Source organism: Cupriavidus necator, assembly GCF_013141915.1.
In the GTDB taxonomy this organism is placed as follows: Bacteria; Pseudomonadota; Gammaproteobacteria; order Burkholderiales; family Burkholderiaceae; genus Cupriavidus; species Cupriavidus necator_B.
In genome coordinates this window covers 21,081-40,235 of record NZ_SROX01000022.1, presented here as the reverse complement: position 1 = coordinate 40,235, position 19,155 = coordinate 21,081, and the positions used below count along the sequence as shown (strand labels likewise).

Annotated in this window: 18 protein-coding genes and 3 tRNA genes; 19 read left to right on the top strand and 2 right to left on the bottom strand. The window is 65.7% G+C overall.

The window, feature by feature from the left end; genetic code table 11:
• Positions 1 to 89: 89 nt before the first annotated feature.
• From E5S69_RS28350 to nagZ, 13 genes are all read left to right on the top strand, one after another.
• Positions 90 to 719: a sigma-E factor negative regulatory protein gene (locus E5S69_RS28350; protein ID WP_171517774.1), complete on the top strand. Its 630-nt coding sequence runs from the start codon at positions 90 to 92 to the stop codon at positions 717 to 719.
• A gap of 8 nt (positions 720 to 727) precedes the next feature.
• The gene (locus tag E5S69_RS28345) at positions 728 to 1,807 is read left to right on the top strand and encodes a MucB/RseB C-terminal domain-containing protein (protein WP_171517773.1); all 1,080 of its coding nucleotides are present in this window, start codon (positions 728 to 730) and stop codon (positions 1,805 to 1,807) included.
• 129 nt (positions 1,808 to 1,936) lie between these two features.
• Positions 1,937 to 3,424 (top strand): DegQ family serine endoprotease, encoded by a 1,488-nt coding sequence (locus E5S69_RS28340; RefSeq protein ID WP_171517772.1) that lies wholly within the window; start codon positions 1,937 to 1,939, stop codon positions 3,422 to 3,424.
• A 6-nt stretch (positions 3,425 to 3,430) separates the two neighbouring features.
• Positions 3,431 to 3,724, top strand: a complete 294-nt coding sequence (locus tag E5S69_RS28335) for a glutaredoxin family protein (protein ID WP_171517771.1) — start codon at positions 3,431 to 3,433, stop codon at positions 3,722 to 3,724.
• Between the two features lie 195 nt (positions 3,725 to 3,919).
• Positions 3,920 to 5,713, top strand: coding sequence for a translation elongation factor 4 (gene lepA, locus E5S69_RS28330; protein ID WP_171517770.1), 1,794 nt, complete (start codon positions 3,920 to 3,922; stop codon positions 5,711 to 5,713).
• A gap of 100 nt (positions 5,714 to 5,813) precedes the next feature.
• Entirely contained in the window at positions 5,814 to 6,713 is a 900-nt protein-coding gene (gene lepB, locus E5S69_RS28325) for a signal peptidase I (RefSeq protein ID WP_171517769.1), read from the top strand.
• Positions 6,714 to 6,761: 48 nt separating this feature from the next.
• Complete coding sequence (locus tag E5S69_RS28320; RefSeq protein WP_171517768.1) at positions 6,762 to 7,157, top strand: DUF4845 domain-containing protein; 396 nt, start codon at positions 6,762 to 6,764, stop codon at positions 7,155 to 7,157.
• 1 nt (position 7,158) lies between these two features.
• Positions 7,159 to 7,929: a ribonuclease III gene (gene rnc / locus E5S69_RS28315; RefSeq protein WP_012353305.1), complete on the top strand. Its 771-nt coding sequence runs from the start codon at positions 7,159 to 7,161 to the stop codon at positions 7,927 to 7,929.
• Positions 7,926 to 8,861, top strand: coding sequence for a GTPase Era (gene era, locus E5S69_RS28310; RefSeq protein WP_171517767.1), 936 nt, complete (start codon positions 7,926 to 7,928; stop codon positions 8,859 to 8,861). Before rnc ends, era begins: the two co-directional genes overlap by 4 nt.
• Before the next feature lie 19 nt (positions 8,862 to 8,880).
• Positions 8,881 to 9,768, top strand: coding sequence for a DNA repair protein RecO (recO, locus tag E5S69_RS28305; protein ID WP_171517766.1), 888 nt, complete (start codon positions 8,881 to 8,883; stop codon positions 9,766 to 9,768).
• 38 nt (positions 9,769 to 9,806) lie between these two features.
• Positions 9,807 to 10,589 carry a pyridoxine 5'-phosphate synthase gene (pdxJ, locus tag E5S69_RS28300; protein ID WP_171517765.1) on the top strand — a complete coding sequence of 261 codons (783 nt, stop codon included), beginning with the start codon at positions 9,807 to 9,809 and terminating at the stop codon, positions 10,587 to 10,589.
• Positions 10,586 to 11,008 carry a holo-ACP synthase gene (gene acpS / locus E5S69_RS28295; RefSeq protein WP_171517764.1) on the top strand — a complete coding sequence of 141 codons (423 nt, stop codon included), beginning with the start codon at positions 10,586 to 10,588 and terminating at the stop codon, positions 11,006 to 11,008. Before pdxJ ends, acpS begins: the two co-directional genes overlap by 4 nt.
• Before the next feature lie 14 nt (positions 11,009 to 11,022).
• The gene (gene nagZ, locus E5S69_RS28290) at positions 11,023 to 12,072 is read left to right on the top strand and encodes a beta-N-acetylhexosaminidase (protein WP_171517763.1); all 1,050 of its coding nucleotides are present in this window, start codon (positions 11,023 to 11,025) and stop codon (positions 12,070 to 12,072) included.
• A gap of 88 nt (positions 12,073 to 12,160) precedes the next feature.
• Here nagZ and efp read toward each other — a convergent pair whose 3' ends face one another.
• Together efp and earP are read right to left on the bottom strand one after the other, a co-directional pair.
• Positions 12,161 to 12,721, bottom strand: a complete 561-nt coding sequence (efp, locus tag E5S69_RS28285) for an elongation factor P (RefSeq protein ID WP_010814696.1) — start codon at positions 12,719 to 12,721, stop codon at positions 12,161 to 12,163.
• Positions 12,722 to 12,923: 202 nt separating this feature from the next.
• The gene (earP, locus tag E5S69_RS28280) at positions 12,924 to 14,087 is read right to left on the bottom strand and encodes an elongation factor P maturation arginine rhamnosyltransferase EarP (RefSeq protein WP_171517762.1); all 1,164 of its coding nucleotides are present in this window, start codon (positions 14,085 to 14,087) and stop codon (positions 12,924 to 12,926) included.
• Positions 14,088 to 14,193: 106 nt separating this feature from the next.
• On the opposite strand from earP, the gene uvrC reads away from it, so the two are divergent.
• From uvrC to E5S69_RS28245, 6 genes are all read left to right on the top strand, one after another.
• Positions 14,194 to 16,278, top strand: coding sequence for an excinuclease ABC subunit UvrC (uvrC, locus tag E5S69_RS28275; protein WP_236901457.1), 2,085 nt, complete (start codon positions 14,194 to 14,196; stop codon positions 16,276 to 16,278).
• 116 nt (positions 16,279 to 16,394) lie between these two features.
• On the top strand, positions 16,395 to 16,994 hold the full coding sequence (pgsA, locus tag E5S69_RS28270) for a CDP-diacylglycerol--glycerol-3-phosphate 3-phosphatidyltransferase (protein WP_171517761.1): 600 nt from the start codon (positions 16,395 to 16,397) through the stop codon (positions 16,992 to 16,994).
• A gap of 170 nt (positions 16,995 to 17,164) precedes the next feature.
• Positions 17,165 to 17,240: transfer RNA gene (locus tag E5S69_RS28265), tRNA-Gly, on the top strand.
• 60 nt (positions 17,241 to 17,300) lie between these two features.
• Positions 17,301 to 17,376 (top strand) — tRNA-Gly (locus E5S69_RS28260).
• A 123-nt stretch (positions 17,377 to 17,499) separates the two neighbouring features.
• Positions 17,500 to 17,573, top strand: a tRNA-Cys gene (locus tag E5S69_RS28255).
• A gap of 347 nt (positions 17,574 to 17,920) precedes the next feature.
• The gene (locus tag E5S69_RS28245; RefSeq protein WP_171517759.1) at positions 17,921 to 19,153 is read left to right on the top strand and encodes a cation:proton antiporter; all 1,233 of its coding nucleotides are present in this window, start codon (positions 17,921 to 17,923) and stop codon (positions 19,151 to 19,153) included.
• Positions 19,154 to 19,155 lie beyond the last annotated feature (2 nt).

Here is a 19,155-nt window from a genome sequence, read left to right as displayed (position 1 = left end):
TGCGGCCAGCGTTGCAGCCTATTCCTGCATCGATAAGCGACAGCAGTAACGGGATTATCGGTGTTCAATGGAATGTCTTGGGGTGGGAAATGGGTCAGGCTCATAAGCAGTCGGTTCATGTAGTGGAAGCAGCGGAGCAGATCTCCGTATTGATGGATGGCGAACTGGCGCCGCATGAAGTTAATGCCGTGCTGGATCTTGCGAAGAGCGAGGCCGGCATTTCGGACTGGACCACATACCAGTTGATCGGCGACGCACTGCGTTCCGAAGACCTGACGCAGGCGGGTTCCACCGCCGATTTCCTCTCGCGCTTCTCCGCGCGCCTTGAAGCCGAGCCACACGTGCTGGTGCCGGCGGTGGCGCAGGCTGGCGCGCGCCATCGCCTACTGGTGAGGCCGTCATGGGTGCGCCGCGTGATGCCTGGCACCGCGATCGCCGCCGCCGTGGCCGCGGTCAGCTGGGTGGTGGTGCCGCAGCTGCGCGGCCCGGCGACGGTGGGAACGCCTGACGCCGTGGTGGCCCGTGCCGAGCAGCCGGCCCCCGGCCACGCCGCTGGCATCGTGACGGTAGCTGCGGACGCCCCTCAGATGATCCGCGACCCGCGCCTGGACGAATACCTGCGTGCGCATCGCACTTCAGTGGCAACGGATGCTTTCGTGCCGACCATGCGCACGGTTGCCAACGGTGCAAACTTCACTCAGGAAAATACGCAGGAATAATGCCGGACATGCATAAAGGAGGTTCGCCCGCCCATGTAGCGGGCGCGCAGAGAATTAGGACCCTGCGCAGGTCCTTTTTTCTGGCCTTGTGTCTGAGCGCTGCAGCGGCGACCGCGCAGCCCTCGGACAATACGCTGAACCGACGCGACGCCACTGCCTGGCTCAACAAGATCCACAAAGCCGCACAGCGCGAGAACTATGTCGGCACGCTGATTTATCAGCGCGGCAGTGTCATGCACGCCTCGCGTATCCAGCATTACAGCGATCTCGTCCACAACGAATACGAACGGCTGGAGACCCTCGACGGCAAGCCGCGTGAAGTGCTGCGGCAGAACGACGTGGTGCACAGCCTGATTCCTGAAGCCAAGCTGGTGGTGGTGGAGAAGCAGGAAGCCAAGGACCGCTTCCCCGCGCTGCTCGCCACCAACAAGAACGATGTGCTGGACCTGTACGACATGCGCAAGATGCCCGCCGAGCGCGTGGCCGGCATGGAGTGCGAGGTCTTTGCGCTGGAGCCGCATGATGCCGCGCGTTACGCGGTGCGGCTGTGGGCGGAGAAGAACTCCGGCCTGCTGATGCGCGCGCAGACCATCGGCGACGGCGGCAAGGTGCTGGAGCAGGTGTCGTTCTCTCAGGTGCAGATCGGCGTGCCGTCCGAGAAGCAGCGCATCCTTGGCGCGATCAAGAATTCCAGCGGCTGGAATCACTATGAGGTGACCTACCAGTCAACCAACATCGCCGACGAGGGTTGGTCGATCGCGGTGCCGCTCAAGGGGTTCCAGAAGATCAGGGAGGTCCGCCGCCCGCTCGGCGAGTTGCGTGCCCCGGCTCCGGGCAATGCCCGCGGGCAGGTGTTCGAAGTACTGCAGGTGGTCTATAGCGACGGGCTGACCGGCCTGTCGGTCTTCATTGAGCCGGTGTCCGAGCAACGTGCGCGCCGCGAAGGCGTGGCCGCGCTGGGCGCGACCCAGGTCGTGGTGCGCCGGATTGCCGATTTCTGGATCACCGTGGTGGGCGAGGTGCCGGCGAGCACCGTGCGCCAGTTTGCGACGGCCGTAGAGTACCGCCCGCCCAAGACGGTACACTGAGCCTGAGCAGGTGCAGCCGGCGCCCGGATTTCATCCGGGGCCGGCTCCATGAAACCTGCGCAGGGGTCCCCGCCACGGGATCACATCCAGTCGGTTTTTCTTCTTTTCGCTGAATCCCGGGAGTTGTCGATGATGTTCAGATCTCCAGCCCTGGCGCGGGCCGTGGTCATGGCTGCCATGATGCTGCTCGGCCCGACCGTTGCCGAAGTCAGCCACGCCCAGGCCGCTGCCTCCAATTACAATCTGCCCGATTTCACCGACCTGGTGGAAAAGGCCAGCCCGGCCGTGGTCAATATCCGCACCACCGAGCTGGTGCGCCAGCGCGGCGCGCCCGGTGGCGATGATGAAATGGCGGAATTCTTCCGCCGCTTCTTCGGCGTGCCGATGCCTGGCGCCCCCGCCCCCGGCACGCCGCCGCGCCGCGGCCAGCCGCCGCAGCAGGAAGAGCAGAGCCGCGGCGTGGGTTCGGGCTTCATCATCAGCCAGGACGGCTATGTGATGACCAACGCGCACGTGGTCGCGGATGCCGAAACCATCTACGTGACGCTGCCGGACAAGCGCGAATTCAAGGCCAAGCTGATCGGCTCCGACAAGCGCACCGACGTGGCGCTGCTCAAGGTCGAGGCCAACGGACTGCCGCGCCTGCCGCTGGGCGATTCCAACAAGGTCCGCGCCGGCGAGTGGGTGCTGGCGATCGGCTCGCCGTTCGGGCTGGACAACAGCGTGACCGCCGGCATTGTCTCGGCCAAGGGCCGCGACACCGGCGACTACCTGCCGTTCATCCAGACCGACGTCGCGGTCAATCCCGGCAATTCGGGCGGGCCGCTGATCAACCTGCGCGGCGAAGTGATCGGCATCAATTCGCAGATCTACAGCCGCAGCGGTGGCTACATGGGGATCTCGTTCGCGATCCCGATCGACGAGGCCATGCGCGTGTCGGAGCAGCTCAAGTCTTCCGGGCGCGTGACGCGCGGTCGCATTGCCGTGGCCATCGGCGACGTCACCAAGGAAGTTGCCGATTCGCTCGGCCTGGGCCGGGCGCGCGGTGCGCTGGTCGGCAGCGTCGAACCGGGCGGTCCGGCGGAAAAAGCGGGCATCGAGGCGGGCGATATCATCCTGAAGTTCAACGGCCGCGATATCGAGCGGGCCTCGGACCTGCCGCGCATGGTCGGCGAGACCAAGCCCGGCACGCGCGTGCCGCTGCAACTGTGGCGCAAGGGCGCGACCCGCGAGGTCAGCATCACCGTTACCGAGCTGGAGCCGGATGGCAAGGCGCGCGCACGCAGCGGCGCGACGCCCAAGGACGACGGTGCGCCGCCGGCCGGCAAGCCCAACGCGCTGGGCTTGGTGGTCAGCGACCTGCCCGAGGCGCGCCTGAAAGAGCTCAAGCTCAAGTCCGGTGTCGAGGTCGAGGTGGCCGACGGTCCGGCGCTGCGTGCCGGCATCCGCCCGGGCGACATCATCCTGCGCCTGGGCGACACCGACGTGACCAACGCCCGCCAGTTCAACGAACTGGTGCGCGGCCTGGACAAGAACCGCATCGCCGCGGTATTCGTGCGGCGCGGCGATGCCACCCAGGTGCTGACGCTGCGACCGGGCGCCGCCTCGGCGCGCTGACCGGCCATGGCAGCCACGCCCGCGCTGACGCTGTACGGCCGGGCGTACTGCCATCTTTGCGAAGACATGAAAGTCGCGCTGGAGCCGCTCCGACGCGATTTTTCTTTTACCCTGCATGAGGTCGATGTCGACGCCGATGCCGCGCTGGAAGCGCGCTTTGGCGAACTGGTGCCGGTGCTGATGCCCGGCACGCCGGCGGATTTGCAGGCGGGTGCCGCGCCCCTTTGTCACTATTTCCTGGACGAAGCGGCGGCAAGGGTATGGCTTGCCGCACATGGTGCCGCGCGCACCGTCGGCTGAGCGCCGCCGGCATACGTGCTGCACCGCCAGATGGCGACCGGAAGTCATTGAAAATCCGGTAAAATTGCAGATTGGCGCAAAAATTGCACCCCCCGAACCCGCGGTACGCCCGCGCACGCCTTGCGGCGCGCGGCGCCGGGCCGCTCCACTGCTTGTTGCCGCCCGGACTCTCAGCCGGCGCTTCCTGAACACTAGATGGACCATATCCGTAATTTCTCGATCATTGCCCACATCGACCATGGGAAGTCCACCCTGGCCGACCGGATCATTCAGCTTTGTGGAGGGCTGTCGGATCGGGAGATGGAAGCGCAGGTCCTCGATTCGATGGATATCGAAAAAGAGCGCGGCATCACCATCAAGGCCCAGACCGCCGCGCTGAGCTACAAGGCGCGCGATGGCCAGCTCTATAACCTGAACCTGATCGATACCCCGGGGCACGTCGACTTCAGCTATGAAGTCAGCCGCTCGCTGTCCGCCTGCGAAGGCGCGCTGCTGGTGGTCGATGCCTCGCAGGGCGTCGAGGCGCAGACCGTGGCCAACTGCTACACCGCGATCGAGCTGGGCGTGGAAGTGGTGCCGGTGCTGAACAAGATCGACCTGCCGCAGGCCGACCCGGACAACGCGATCCAGGAAATCGAGGACGTCATCGGCATCGATGCGCAGGACGCTACGCCGTGTTCGGCCAAGACCGGCCAGGGCGTGCAGGACGTGATCGAGGCGCTGATCGCCAAGGTGCCGCCGCCCAAGGGCAATGCCGACGCGCCGCTGCAAGCGCTGATCATCGACTCGTGGTTCGACAACTATGTCGGCGTGGTGATGCTGGTGCGCGTGGTCAACGGCACGCTGCGCCCCAAGGACAAGGTCCTGCTGATGGCCACCGGCTCGCAGCACCTGGTCGAGCAGGTGGGCGTGTTCACGCCCAAATCGATCCCGCGCGACGCGCTGACCGCCGGGCAGGTGGGCTTTGTCATTGCCGGCATCAAGGAACTGAAGGCTGCCAAGGTGGGCGATACCATCACCACCGTGCAGCGCAAGGCCGAAGCGCCGCTGCCGGGCTTCAAGGAAGTCAAGCCACAGGTGTTCGCCGGCCTGTATCCGGTGGAAGCCAACCAGTATGAAGCGCTGCGCGAGTCGCTGGAAAAGCTGCGCCTCAACGATGCCTCGCTGATGTTCGAGCCCGAAGTGTCGCAGGCGCTGGGCTTTGGCTTCCGCTGCGGCTTCCTGGGGCTGCTGCACATGGAGATCGTGCAGGAGCGCCTGGAGCGCGAGTTCGACATGGACCTGATCACGACCGCGCCGACGGTGGTGTACCAGGTCGAGATGCGCGACGGCACCACGGTCACCGTGGAAAATCCGGCAAAGATGCCGGACCCGAGCAAGATCGAGGCGATCCTGGAACCGATCGTCACGGTGAATTTGTATATGCCGCAGGAGTATGTCGGCTCGGTGATCACGCTGTGCACGCAGAAGCGCGGCTCGCAGATCAACATGAGCTACCACGGCAAGCAGGTGCAGCTGACCTACGAGATCCCGATGGCGGAAATCGTGATGGACTTCTTCGATCGCCTGAAGTCGGTGTCTCGCGGCTATGCGTCGATGGATTACGAATTCAAGGAATATCGTCCGTCGGACGTGGTCAAGGTCGATATCCTGATCAACAGCGACAAGGTCGACGCGCTGTCGGTGATCGTGCACCGCTCCAACTCGCAATACCGCGGGCGCGAAGTCGCGGCCAAGATGCGCGAGATCATTCCGCGCCAGATGTACGACGTGGCGATCCAGGCCGCCATCGGCTCGAACATCATCGCGCGCGAAAACGTCAAGGCGCTGCGCAAGAACGTGCTGGCCAAGTGCTACGGCGGCGATATCTCGCGCAAGAAGAAGCTGCTGGAAAAGCAGAAGGCGGGCAAGAAGCGGATGAAGCAGGTCGGTACCGTCGAGATTCCGCAAGAGGCCTTCCTGGCCATTCTGCAGGTCGACGACAAATAAATTGCCGCGGGCAAGGGCAGTGCCAGGGCCACGCCCGGCAGCCTTGTCGGCGTGGTGACAGAACAGGCTGTACCAGGATTTCCAAGAACCAGAAGCCGTCATGAATTTTGCACTGATCCTTTTTGTGCTGGTGGTGATTACGGGCGTGGCGTGGGTGGCCGACAAGCTCGTGTTCGAGCGGCAGCGCCGCTCTTCGGCGCGGCTCGCGCTGGCCGAGTTCGATTCGCAGCAGGGCCGCCTGCAGGGCAGCTTTGGCGCGACCGATGCCGACGCCACGCGCAAGCGCCTGGCCGAGGAAAAACTGCGCCAGCCGTGGTGGCTGGAGTATTCGGCCAGTTTCTTCCCGGTGATCCTGGCAGTGTTCGTGCTGCGCTCGTTCGTGGTCGAACCGTTCAAGATCCCGTCCGGCTCGATGATCCCGACGCTGCTGATCGGCGATTTCATCCTCGTCAACAAGTACGAGTACGGCATCCGCCTGCCGGTGGTGAACAAGAAGATCATGGACATGGGCGAGCCCCAGCGCGGCGACGTGATGGTGTTCCGCTACCCGAAGGACCCGTCGCTCGACTACATCAAGCGCGTGATCGGCGTGCCGGGCGATGTGGTGCAGTACGCCAACAAGCGCCTGACCATCAACGGCAAGCCGGCCGAGTACACCGCGCTGCCGGATTTCCTGGACGAGGAACGCCTGGCCTATTCGCGCCATTTCCGCGAAAAACTGCCGGGCGGCGTCGATCATGGCATCCTGAACGACGCGGACCGGCCCGCCTTTGTCGCCGGCGCGGACCCGGATTTTCCGTACCGGGACAACTGCACCTACAATCAGCAGGGCGTGACCTGCAAGGTACCCGCAGGTCACTATTTTGTCATGGGCGACAACCGCGACAACAGCCTGGACTCTCGCTACTGGGGTTTCGTGCCGGACCAGAATATCGTCGGCAAGGCGTTCGTGATCTGGATGAACCTGGGCAATTTCGGACGCGTGGGATCGTTCAAATAAGCATCTCCGCGGCGCAAGAACACTCAACATAACGAGGGCAGGCGCGATATGGGTCGATTGGGGAAGGTGGGGGCAAGCAACCATCCGGCACGGCGCCGGGCTGGCGCCGGCGGGTTTTCCGTGTGGACGCTGCTGGTGATCGTGGTGTTCGTGGTCGGCGTCGCCTTGCCGGCGCTGCGCGCGATCCCGAGCCTGGTGGAATATTTTTCGGTCAAGCGCGCCGCCGGCTACGCCAAGCAGCGCGCCGCCAACAAACGTGAAGTGGTCGAATTCTTCGAGAAGCAGGCCGCCATCGACCGGATCACCGCGGTCAAGGGCGAAGACCTGCTGATCCGGGAAGACGATAACGGCACCATCCGATCGGTCGATTTTTCGTACCGGACCGAGGTGCCTGTCTACGGACCCCTGAGCCTGTTGATTACCTATTCAGGAACGCAGCACTGATATGAACCTCGACGCCTTGCAGCAACGACTCGGCTACCGATTCAGCAAGCCCGAATTGCTGCAACAGGCGCTGACGCACCGCAGCCACAGCGCCCAGCACAACGAACGCCTTGAGTTTCTCGGCGACTCGGTGCTCAACTGCGCCGTGGCCGACATGCTCTATGGCATGTTCGGCAAGCTCGACGAAGGCGACCTGTCGCGGGTGCGAGCCAACCTCGTCAAGCAGCAGGCGCTGTACGAAATCGCCCAGATGCTGCAGCTGTCCGACACCCTGCGCCTGGGCGAAGGCGAGCTGAAGAGCGGCGGCTTTCGCCGCCCGTCGATCCTGGCCGATGCGCTCGAGGCCATTGTCGGCGCGGTATTCCTCGACGCCGGCTTCGACGCCGCGCGTGCGCTGATCCGCAAGCTCTATATCCCGATCCTGGAGCAGGTCGATCCGCGCACGCTGGGCAAGGACGCCAAGACACTGCTGCAGGAATACCTGCAGGGCCACAAGATTGCCCTGCCGCAATATAACGTAATCGCCACCCACGGCGCCGCGCACAGCCAGCAGTTTGAAGTCGAGTGCACCGTGCCTAAACTGGAAGTCCGGGTGTTCGGCACCGGCGCGTCGCGGCGCGCCGCCGAGCAGGCCGCCGCCAAGCTGGCGCTGGATGAAGTCCAGAAGCTGGTGCCGCAGCTGCTCAAGCGCAGCCGCGCCGAGCGTACCGGCAAGACCCGCAAGCAACCCCAGCCGCAGGATCCGCAGCTGTCTCTCAGGTTGAAGGAATGACCGAATCTACCCATCCGCAGCAAGACGCGGCGGATACCCCGGCCGCGGCGTTCCGCTGCGGCACCGTGGCCATCGTCGGCCGTCCCAACGTGGGCAAGTCCACGCTGATGAACGCGCTGGTCGGCCAGAAGATCAGCATCACCTCGCGCAAGGCGCAAACCACGCGGCATCGCATCGTCGGCATCCAGACCACGGATGACGCGCAGTATGTGTTCGTCGACACGCCGGGCTTCCAGACCCGCCACGCCAGTGCGCTGAACCGTTCGCTGAACCGCGCGGTCACGTCGACGCTGTCGTCGGTGGACCTGGTGCTGTTCGTGGTCGAGGCGGGCTACTACGGCGCCGACGATGAGAAGGTGCTGTCGCTGCTGCCGAAGAACACGCCGGTGCTGCTGGTAACCAACAAGCTCGACCGCATTGGCGAGAACCGCTCGGAAGTGATGATGCCCTTCCTGGAGAAGATGGGGCAGCTGTTCCCGTTCCGCGAGGTGGTGCCAATGTCGGCCAAGACCCGCGACCATGTCGCGCGGCTGTTCGAGATCATCCGGCCCTACCTGCCGGAAGGCGAGCCGATGTACGACGCCGACGCCATGACCGATCGCAGCGAGCGTTTCCTGGCGTCGGAAATCATCCGCGAAAAGGTGTTCCGCTGGACCGGCGACGAGCTGCCCTACACCAGCACCGTGATCATCGACAAGTTCGAGACCGAAGGCCGCCTGCGCCGGGTCTTTGCCACCATCCTGGTCGAGCGCGATGCGCACAAGGCCATGATCATCGGCAACAAGGGCAGCAAGCTCAAGCAGATCTCCACCGAGGCGCGCCTTGACATGGAAAAGCTGTTCGACGGCAAGGTCTACCTGGAAATGTGGATCAAGGTGAAGAGCGGCTGGGCCGACAACGAGGCAGGGCTGCGCGCGTACGGCTACGAGTGAGCACAACAGCGAGCGACCGGTGAGCAAGACGGCTGATATCGCCCGCGCGCCTGCGCCACGGTCGCGGCGCGCGGACCCGGTGGTCGACGAGGCCGCCGAACTGCTCGACAGCAAGGCGCTGCCCGGCATGGCCGACGCTGCCGCGCGCGCGATGATGGACCGCGCCATGCGCATCGTGCCGGCCCGGCCCGAGTCGCGCGTGGCCGAACAGCCCGGCTTCGTGCTGCACGCCTGGCCGTACCGCGAGACCAGCCTGATCCTCGACGTGTTCACGCGCGACTACGGCCGCATCTCGATGGTGGCCAAGGGCGCTAAGCGGCCGCATTCGGCCCTGCGCGCGGTGCTGCAGCACTTCCACCCGGTCTCGGTATCGTGGAGCGGCCGCGGCGAGGTCAAGACCCTGACCAAGGCCGAGTGGGTCGGCGGCATGCCGCCGCTGGACGGCGACGCGCTGCTGTCGGCGTTTTATCTGAACGAACTGTTGATGCGCTTCTGTCCGCGCGAGGATGCGCATCCGGTGCTGTTCCGCCATTACCTGGCGACGCTGACGCGGCTGGCGCATGGCGAGCAGGCCGGCCTGGTGCTGCGCAGCTTCGAGCGCGTGCTGCTGCAGGAAACCGGTTTCGCGGTGGCCTTCGACCAGTGCCTGAGCACCGGCGAACGCGTGCTGCCGGGCCTGGACTATGTCTACCAGCCCGAGCGCGGCGTGCGCCGCGCGCAGCCAAGCGACCCGTCGACATGGCCGGTGGTGTCTGGCCAGACGCTGCTTGACATGGCGCAGGACGACTACAGCCGCGCGCAGACCGCTGCGCAAAGCCGCGCGCTGATGCGTTTCCTGCTGCATTATTATCTGCAAGGTGCGCCGCTGAAGACGCGCCAGATACTGATCGACCTGCAGTATCTCTGACCGACAAGAACCTCCGACCTACTCCTGCACCTGCTCGCATGATCTTCCACGCAAATCCGGGCGTCATCGACCTTGGCGTCAACATCGACCACGTGGCCACATTGCGCAATGCGCGCGGCACCGTGTACCCCGATCCCCTCCGCGCCGCGCTGCTGGCCGAACAGGCCGGCGCCGACCTCATCACGCTGCACCTGCGCGAAGACCGCCGCCATATCCGCGATGCCGACGTGCGTATGCTGCGCCCGCAACTGGCCACGCGCATGAACCTGGAATGCGCGATCACCCAGGAGATGCTCGACATCGCCTGCGAGATCCGCCCGCAGGACGTGTGCCTGGTGCCCGAGCGCCGTGAAGAGGTGACGACCGAGGGTGGGCTGGACGTAGCTGGCCGCTTCGAGCAGGTCAAGGCCGCATGCGCGCAGCTGGCTGGTGCCGGCATCCGCGTGTCGCTGTTCATCGATCCGGACGCTGACCAGATTGCCGCGGCCGCGGCTTGCGGCGCGCCCGTGATCGAGCTGCATACCGGCCGCTATGCCGACGCGCATACGTCGGACGAGCAGGCGCTCGAGTTCCGCCGCATCGCCGACGGGGTCGATGCCGGGCAGAAGCACGGACTGGTGGTCAACGCCGGCCACGGCCTGCACTACACCAACGTGCAGCCGATTGCCGCGCTGCCGGGCATCAAGGAACTGAATATCGGCCACGCCATCGTCGCGCACGCGGTGTTCGCGGGCTGGGAGAACGCGGTGCGCGAGATGAAGGCCATCATGGTGGCCGCGCGGCTGGGCACGCAGTATCCCGCCGGGGGCAATCCGGCGTGATCTACGGCGTCGGCACCGACATCATCCAGATCGCCCGCGTGCAGGGCGTGATGGACCGCACCAACGGCCGCTTCGCCGAGAAGGTGCTGGGCCCGGATGAACTGGTCAGGTACCACGCCCGCAAGGCCCGTTCCGAAAAGCGCGGCCTGGCCTTCCTGGCGACGCGCTTCGCCGCCAAGGAAGCCTTCTCCAAGGCGATCGGCCTCGGCATGCGCTGGCCGATGACGTGGCGCGCGATGGAGCTGATGAACCTGCCGTCCGGCGAGCCCACCGCGGTGTGCCATGGCGAGCTGGCAGCGTGGCTGGCGGAACGCGGGCTGGCCGTGCGGGTCAGTGTCAGTGACGAACACGATTACGCAGTCGCCTTCGCCATTGCCGAGCGCAGCGGCGCGGCGACGTCTCAACCTACAGCCTTGTGAACCCAACCCCTTCCATGTCCAAGAAGAATTCCGGCAAGCGGCCGGGCCCGGTGGTCCTCGATGTCGTCGGCAAGCAGCTCGACGCGGAAGACGCGCGCCGCATCGCGCATCCGCTGACTGGCGGCGTGATCCTGTTCGCGCGCAATTTCGAGTCGCGCGCGCAGCTGCAGGCGTTGACGCGCGCGATCCGCGCGGTGCGCGACGACGTGCTGATCTGCATCGACCATGAAGGCGGGCGCGTGCAGCGCTGCAAGACCGATGGCTTTACCCACCTGCCGGCGATGCATCGCCTGGGCGAGCTGTGGGAGCGCGACGTGCTGGCGGCGACCAAGGCAGCGGTGGCCTGCGGCTATGTGCTGGCCGCGGAGTTGCGCGCCTGCGATATCGACCTGAGCTTCACCCCGGTGCTGGACCTCGACTACGGCCGCAGCGCCGTGATCGGCGACCGTGCCTTCCACGCCGACCCGCGCGTGGTGTCGATGCTGGCCGGACACCTGAACCACGGCCTGCTGCTGGCGGGCATGAGCAACTGCGGCAAGCATTTTCCCGGCCACGGCTACGTCGAGGCCGACTCGCACGTGGCGATCCCGGTCGACGAACGGGGTCTGGACGAGATCCTGGGCCACGATGCGCGTCCGTATGAGTGGCTGGGGCTGTCGCTGTCGTCGGTGATGCCGGCGCACGTCATCTACCCCAAGGTCGATCCCAACCCGGCCGGCTTCTCGCGCTACTGGCTGCAGGACGTGCTGCGCGCGCAGCTGGGCTTCGAGGGCGTGATCTTCAGCGATGACCTGAGCATGGAAGGCGCCAGCGTCGCCGGCAACGTCACCGAGGCCGCCCGGGCCGCGCTGACCGCGGGCTGCGACATGGTGCTGATCTGCAACCACCCGGACCGTGCCGACCAGCTGCTGGGCGAACTCGACGTCGGCATCGACAAGGCCTCGCAGCGCCGCATCCGCAAGCTGTTCGCGCGGCGCAAGCCGCTGGACTGGAACAAGCTGCAGCAGGAAGGCGAGTATCGCGCCGCGCTGCGCACGCTGAAGGAACACGAGCTGATCGCCTGAACGAAGGGTGCGGAGAAAACAAAAATGGCAGCCTGGGCTGCCATTTTTTGTTGACCGCCCCGCGTTGAAGCGGGGCACCGCCAGTGCCTTAGTTGGCGCGGCTGCGGTATTCGCCGGTGCGGGTGTCGATTTCGATCTTGTCGCCGATATTGCAGAACAGCGGCACTTGCAGCTCGAAGCCGGTGTTGATCTTGGCGCCCTTGAGCACCTTGCCCGACGAGGTGTCGCCCTTGACGGCCGGCTCGGTGTAGACGATTTCACGGACCAGCGTGGTCGGCATTTCGACCGAGATGGCCTTGTCGTTGTAGAACACGACTTCGACGTTCATGCCGTCTTCGAGGTAGTTCAGCGAGTCACCCATGCTGTCCTTCTCGACTTCGTACTGGTTGTAGTCGGCGTCCATGAACACGTACATCGGGTCAGCGAAGTACGAGTAGGTGCATTCGCGGCGCTCGAGCACCACCACTTCGAACTTGTCGTCGGCCTTGAACACCGACTCACCCGGTGCGTCCGTCAGCAGGTTCTTGTACTTCATCTTGACCACAGCGGCGTTGCGGCCCGACTTGTTGTACTCGGCCTTCTGCACGACCATCGGATCGCCGCCGATCATGAACACGTTACCGACGCGGAGTTCCTGTGCGATTTTCATCTGAACTGATTTCCTGAAAAATAAAGTCTAGGAATTTGGAATGGCGAAGGCGCGCTGCCGGCGTGCCCGCGGTAAGCCCGCGAGAGCCAGGATCCACGCGCTCGCGACCCCGTGCCCAGCTTGCTTTAGGTCTTTGCCCCGCGCTGGTTCACGCTGGGCAAGACCCTGGTTCTCCGGCCCGGTCGCCATTTGGATCAACCGGCTATTTTACCTGATTTTCGCAAAACGCCACCAGGTTGGCGGCAAGGTCGCCCGGATGCTGCAAACGCCGCTCCCAGCGCGGTGCGATCGCCGCAAGGGGCTGCAGCTGCGCCTGCAAACGTGGCCAGTCGGGCGCATTGCCATAACCGTTCCAGGCGTGCCAGAAATCGGCCAGCGCGGCGGTCGCTTCCGGTGCGGCGCCGTCCCTGGCGAAGAGATCCAGCCAGGCATCGAGCTTGACCCGGTGCGCTTCGTCGTCCTGCGGATAGATATGCCATACCAGCGGCCGCGCCGCCCACTGGGCGCGCACGAAAGAATCCTCGCCGCGCACGAAATTGAGGTCGCAGGCCCACAGCAGTTCGTCGTAGTGCTCCTGCCGCACGAAGGGAATGGCCTGCATGCACAGGCTGCCGCGCGCTACCGGCCGGCCTGGTTCCAGCGGGGCGCCCAGCCATTCCGCCACCTGGCTGGCGGCCAGGCCGGCCGGCACCAGGCAATGGATGGCCTCGGCGCCGTCGCGCCATTGTTCCAGCAGCGCCGGCAGGGCGGGGTTACGGTAGGCGAACAGGCTTACACGCAGCGCGTCGGTTACCGGCGTCACGCCCAGGCGGTGCCACAGTGATGCCTGCGCCGCCGCACCGTCCAGAAAAGACTGGTGGTGCGCACCCAGCATCGATTCACGCAACAGGCCGCCGGTGCCCGCCTCAAAGCCGGGGAAGAAGAAGTGCTTGACCAGCGGCAAGCGCGGATGGGGCGAGGGCATTGCGTGGTGTTCGCGGACCCACGGCTCGGCGCTCAGATATTCCAGGTTGATCCACGCAGGTTTGGGCGCGCGCTGCGCCATGCGGTCGAGGAATGCTGGTGGCAAGTGGCACGCGAAGGCTTCGATGACAGCATCGTGCGGGACGGCGCCGTCGGTACCATCGGCTTGCCCGCTCGCCGCAGCCGGATGCCAGGGCCGGATTTCCACGCCGGCAAGGTGCTGGACGGCAACCGCGGTGTCGAGTTCCGGCGCCAGCCGGGCGAAGCTTGCCAGGTCATCGACCCACAGCCGCACCGCGTGCCCGTGCTCCTGCGCCAGCTGGCGCGCCAGCCGCCAGCAGACGCCGATGTCGCCGAAGTTGTCGATCACGGTGCAGAAGATGTCCCAGGAACGGATAGGCATGAGAGGCGGTTGTCGGCGGGGCGCGCGGTTGAATTGCTCTAAACTTGCGATTTTAGAGGCCGCGCGGCATTGATGCGCGCCGGTCCGCAGCGGTCACCGTCCCCACATGTCAGACCAGCAACCCGATTCCCCGAATCCTGCCGACGAAGTACCGGCCGAGGCGCACGCCGTAATGCCGCCGGCGCCGGCCGAAACACCGGTCGAAACGCGGGCAGAACAGCCGGAAGCCGACCCTCCGGCCGAGCCCTTCGATGCCCGCCCGGTCATCTCGCGCCTGCCAGGCCTGCCGGGCGTCTACCGCTATTTCGACGCCAGCGGCAATGTGCTCTACGTGGGCAAGGCACGCGACCTGAAGAAGCGGGTGGCGAGCTACTTCAACAAGACCCAGCTGTCGCCGCGCATCGCGATGATGGTGTCGCGCATCGCCCGCATCGACACCACGGTGGTGCGCACCGAGGCCGAGGCGCTGCTGCTCGAGAACAACCTGATCAAGGCGCTGGCGCCGCGCTACAACATCCTGTTCCGCGACGACAAGTCGTACCCGTTCCTGAAGCTGACCGGGCACCGCTTCCCGCGCATGGCGTACTACCGCGGCGCGACCGACCGCAAACATCAGTACTTCGGCCCGTTCCCGAGCGCCTACGCGGTGCGCGAGAGCATGCAGATCCTGCAGAAGGTGTTCCAGCTGCGCACCTGCGAGGACACCGTCTTCAACAACCGCACGCGGCCGTGCCTGCTGCACCAGATCCACCGCTGCACCGGGCCGTGCGTCAACGCCATCAGCGAAGACGATTACGCGCGCGATGTCGCCAACGCGGCGCGCTTCCTGCAAGGCCGCCAGAGCGAGGTGCTCGAAGGCCTGCAGAGCAAGATGGAACAGCACGCGGAGCGGCTGGAATTCGAGCAGGCGGCGGCGGTGCGCGACCAGATCGCGGCGCTGTCGACCGTGCTCAAGCGCCAGGCGGTGGAAGAGGTGGGCGGGCAGGCGCGCGACATCGACGTGCTGGCGGTTGCGGTCGAAGGCGGCCGTGCCTGCGTCAACCTGGCCATGGTGCGTGGCGGCCGCCACCTCGGCGACAAGGCCTACTTCCCGGCCCATGCGGACGAGGCGGCGATGATTGTCGAGGATGCCGACGAGCGCGCCGAGGACAGCAGCGACGGAGGCGGCGCCGCGGACCCCGCGCTGCCGCTGACCGTTGACCGCATCGCCTCGCGCGTGCTGTCGGCCTTCATGGTGCAGCACTACCTTGAACAGCCGGCGCCGCCTATCGTCGTCGTCAGCCATGTGCCCGACGATGCCGCGGTGCTCGAGGCGCTGGCGCTGCATGCCGGGCGCAAGGTCACGCTGGTGCGCCAGCCGCAAGGCCAGCGCAAGATCTGGCTGGAGATGGCGCAGCAGGGCGCGGCGCTGGCGCTGTCGCGCCGGCTGGCCGAGCAGGGCAGCCAGGAAGCGCGCACGCGCGCGCTGGCGGAAACCATCGGGCTGGACCTGGAGGACCTGGCGCTGCTGCGCGTCGAGTGCTTCGACATCAGCCATACCGCTGGCGAGGCCACGCAGGCATCATGCGTGGTGTATCACCATCACGACATGCAGAACAGCGAATACCGCCGCTATAACATCCAGGACATCATCCCCGGCGACGACTACGCGGCGATGCGGCAGGTGCTGACGCGGCGCTACCAGAAGCTGGTCGAGCAGATCCAGGAAGACGGCGGCACCGAAGGCGGCAGCGAGACCGCGGCGCTGGTGCCGCAGATCGTGCTGATCGACGGCGGCAAGGGCCAGGTCGAGGTGGCGCGGCAGGTGTTCGAAGAGCTGGGGCTGGATATCGGCCTGCTGGTCGGCGTGGCCAAGGGCGAGGGCCGCAAGGTCGGCCTGGAGACGCTGGTATTCGCCGATGGTCGCCCCGCGCTGGAACTGGGGCAGGGCAGCGCCGCGCTGATGCTGGTGGCGCAGATCCGCGACGAGGCGCATCGCTTTGCCATTACCGGCATGCGCGCGCGCCGCGCCAAGACGCGCACCACCTCGCGGCTGGAAGAGATCGAGGGCATCGGCGCGCGCCGGCGCCAGAAGCTGCTGACCCGCTTCGGCGGGCTGCGCGGCGTGATGGCGGCCAGCATCGATGAACTGGCCAGCGTCGAGGGCATTTCACGCGGGCTTGCCGAGGAAATCTACCGCCAGCTGCACTGACCGCGGCCGCCGCGACAGGGGGCGGGGCGGCACGAGAATCGCCAGGAATGCTCGATTGGCCCGGAAATCGGCGACAATCGCGGGATTGGTTACCGTCCCCCCGCCGCCCGAGTTCCATGCCCTTCAATATCCCGATTCTGCTGACCTGGCTTCGCGTCGCCATGATTCCACTGGTGGTAGGGGTCTTCTACCTGCCCGACGCCTGGCTGCCGATGCACACCAAGAACCTGACCGCGGCGGCGTTCTTCATCATCGCCGCGGTGACGGACTGGCTCGACGGCTTCCTCGCGCGGCGCTGGAACCAGACCTCGTCGTTCGGCGCGTTCCTGGATCCGGTCGCCGACAAGCTGATGGTCACCGCGGCGCTGCTGTCGCTGCTGGCGCTGGGGCGGGTCACCGACCTGATCGCGCTGGTCATCATCGGGCGGGAAATTACCATCTCCGCGCTGCGCGAATGGATGGCGCAGATCGGCGCCTCCAAGAGCGTGGCCGTGAATTTCCTCGGCAAGCTCAAGACCACCGTGCAGATGATTGCGATTCCGCTGCTGCTGTTCAGTGACCAGCTGTTCGGCTTCGACGCCCACCGGCTCGGCACGTGGATGATCTACGTGGCCGCGGTGCTGACGCTCTGGTCGATGATCTATTACATGAAGCTCGCCTGGCCGCAGATCCGCGAGCGCAGCGGCGTGGTGGCGCGCGCAGGCGCGCCGAAGTGAAAGAAATTAGAAAAAGAGGTTGACGCCGAGGGCAGTTCTTTGCATAATCTCATTCTCGTTGCTGACGACACAAACGAAAGCAGCGAGATAAGGTAGGTTTAGCGCAAGATGTTGCGAAATATCGGCATGTTGCAGCATAAAACACCTTGTTTGTGTTTCAGTGGTGCCCTGCGGGAGTAGCTCAGTTGGTAGAGCGCAACCTTGCCAAGGTTGAGGTCGCGAGTTCGAGACTCGTCTCCCGCTCCAGGTCAAAACAGGTTCGGCAGCGCGATTATCGCGGTGCGGGGCCGGCAGTGAAAGTTGTATGCGGGAGTAGCTCAGTTGGTAGAGCGCAACCTTGCCAAGGTTGAGGTCGCGAGTTCGAGACTCGTCTCCCGCTCCAATCCCCAAAGGGAAGCAGCGCTTCCCTTTTTGTTTGGGTTGAATCGCCGCGCAGCACCTTGCCGCACCGAAGCGCTGCGGCAGCCCCGGCTGAATGCGGATACAATCCAGCAGCACGTCACCTGGCGGGGTGGCAGAGTGGTTATGCAGCGGCCTGCAAAGCCGTGTACGCCGGTTCGATTCCGACCTCCGCCTCCAGTTGCAAGCAGAACGGCGCCTTAGGGCGCCGTTTTTGTTTTCCCGACCGGGGGCGCCGCCCGGACGTGGCGGGCATGTTACATTACTCCTGTCGTACGCTTTTCGGGGGGCTCCGTGGCTTGGTTCGCGGGGCAGCATGTCAATCGCCATCCCCGATCCGTGACGCGCCGCCGGCGTGTCCGGGGCCGCTGCGGCATTTCCCGTTCTTCCCCGTTCCGCTGCTGCTGCCGATGGCCGCGGCGACTGTCCCGCGCTGCCCGCTGGTGCGCGCCGGATGCGCTGTGCCACTTGCCAGGGCAAGGAAGCGGGTTAGCCGTTCAGCCCCTGACACGAGGAATCCCGCACGCATGCATCACGCCACCCCGCTTATCAGCACCATTGTCGGCGGTATCGTCCTGGCCTTTATCCTTGGCGCGGTCGCCAGCCGGCTGCGCCTGCCCCCGTTGATCGGCTACCTGTGCGCCGGCATCGTGGTGGGGCCGCATACCCCCGGCTACACCGCCGATCAGGCGTTGGCGCCGGAACTGGCCGAACTGGGCGTGATCCTGCTGATGTTCGGCGTTGGCCTGCATTTCTCGATCAAGGACCTGATGGCGGTCAAGCGCATCGCCATTCCGGGCGCGGTGGTGCAGATCGGCATTGCCACGCTGATGGGCATGCTGGTGGCGTGGGGCTTCGGCTGGTCGTGGGGGCAGGGGCTGGTGTACGGGCTGGCGCTGTCGGTGGCCAGCACCGTGGTGCTGCTGAAGGCCCTGCAGGAGCGCAACCTGGTGGAATCGCCGCAGGGACGCATTGCCGTCGGCTGGCTGATCGTGGAAGACCTGGCGATGGTGCTGGCGCTGGTGCTGCTGCCGGCGATGGCGGGGCTGCTGGCCGGCGCGGGGGAGATTGCAAGCGATGCCGGCCCGGGCACGGGCGAGGTGATGCTGGCGATCTTCGCCACGCTCGGCAAGGTGGCGGCCTTCGTTGCGGTGATGCTGGTGATCGGCCGCCGCTTTATTCCCTGGATGCTCGAACGCATCGTCTGGACCGGCAACCGCGAGATGTTCCGCCTGGGCGTGCTGGCGACGGCGCTGGGCGTGGCCTATGGCGCCTATGCATTGTTCGGCGTGTCGTTCGCGCTGGGCGCGTTCTTTGCCGGCATGGTGCTCGCCGAATCGGAATTCAGCCATCGTGCGGCCGAGGAGTCGCTGCCGCTGCGCGATGCCTTCGCCGTGCTTTTCTTTGTGTCGGTGGGCATGCTGTTCGATCCGATGGTGCTGGTGAACGACCCGTGGGGGGTGCTGGCGACGGTGTTTATCATCGTGGTCGGCAAGTCGCTGGCGGCGCTGGGCATCGTGCGCGCCTTCGGGCATGCGGGGCAGACTGGCATGACCATTGCCGTCAGCCTGGCGCAGATCGGCGAATTCTCGTTCATCCTCGCCAGCCTGGGCGTCTACCTGAAGATCCTGCCGGAGCGCGGCCAGGCGCTGATCCTGGCCGGCGCGCTGCTGTCGATCATGCTCAATCCCGTGCTGTTCCACATGCTGGACCTGTACACGGCGCGCCGCGCCCGTGGCGCGGACCCGCAGCCGGCCTGAGG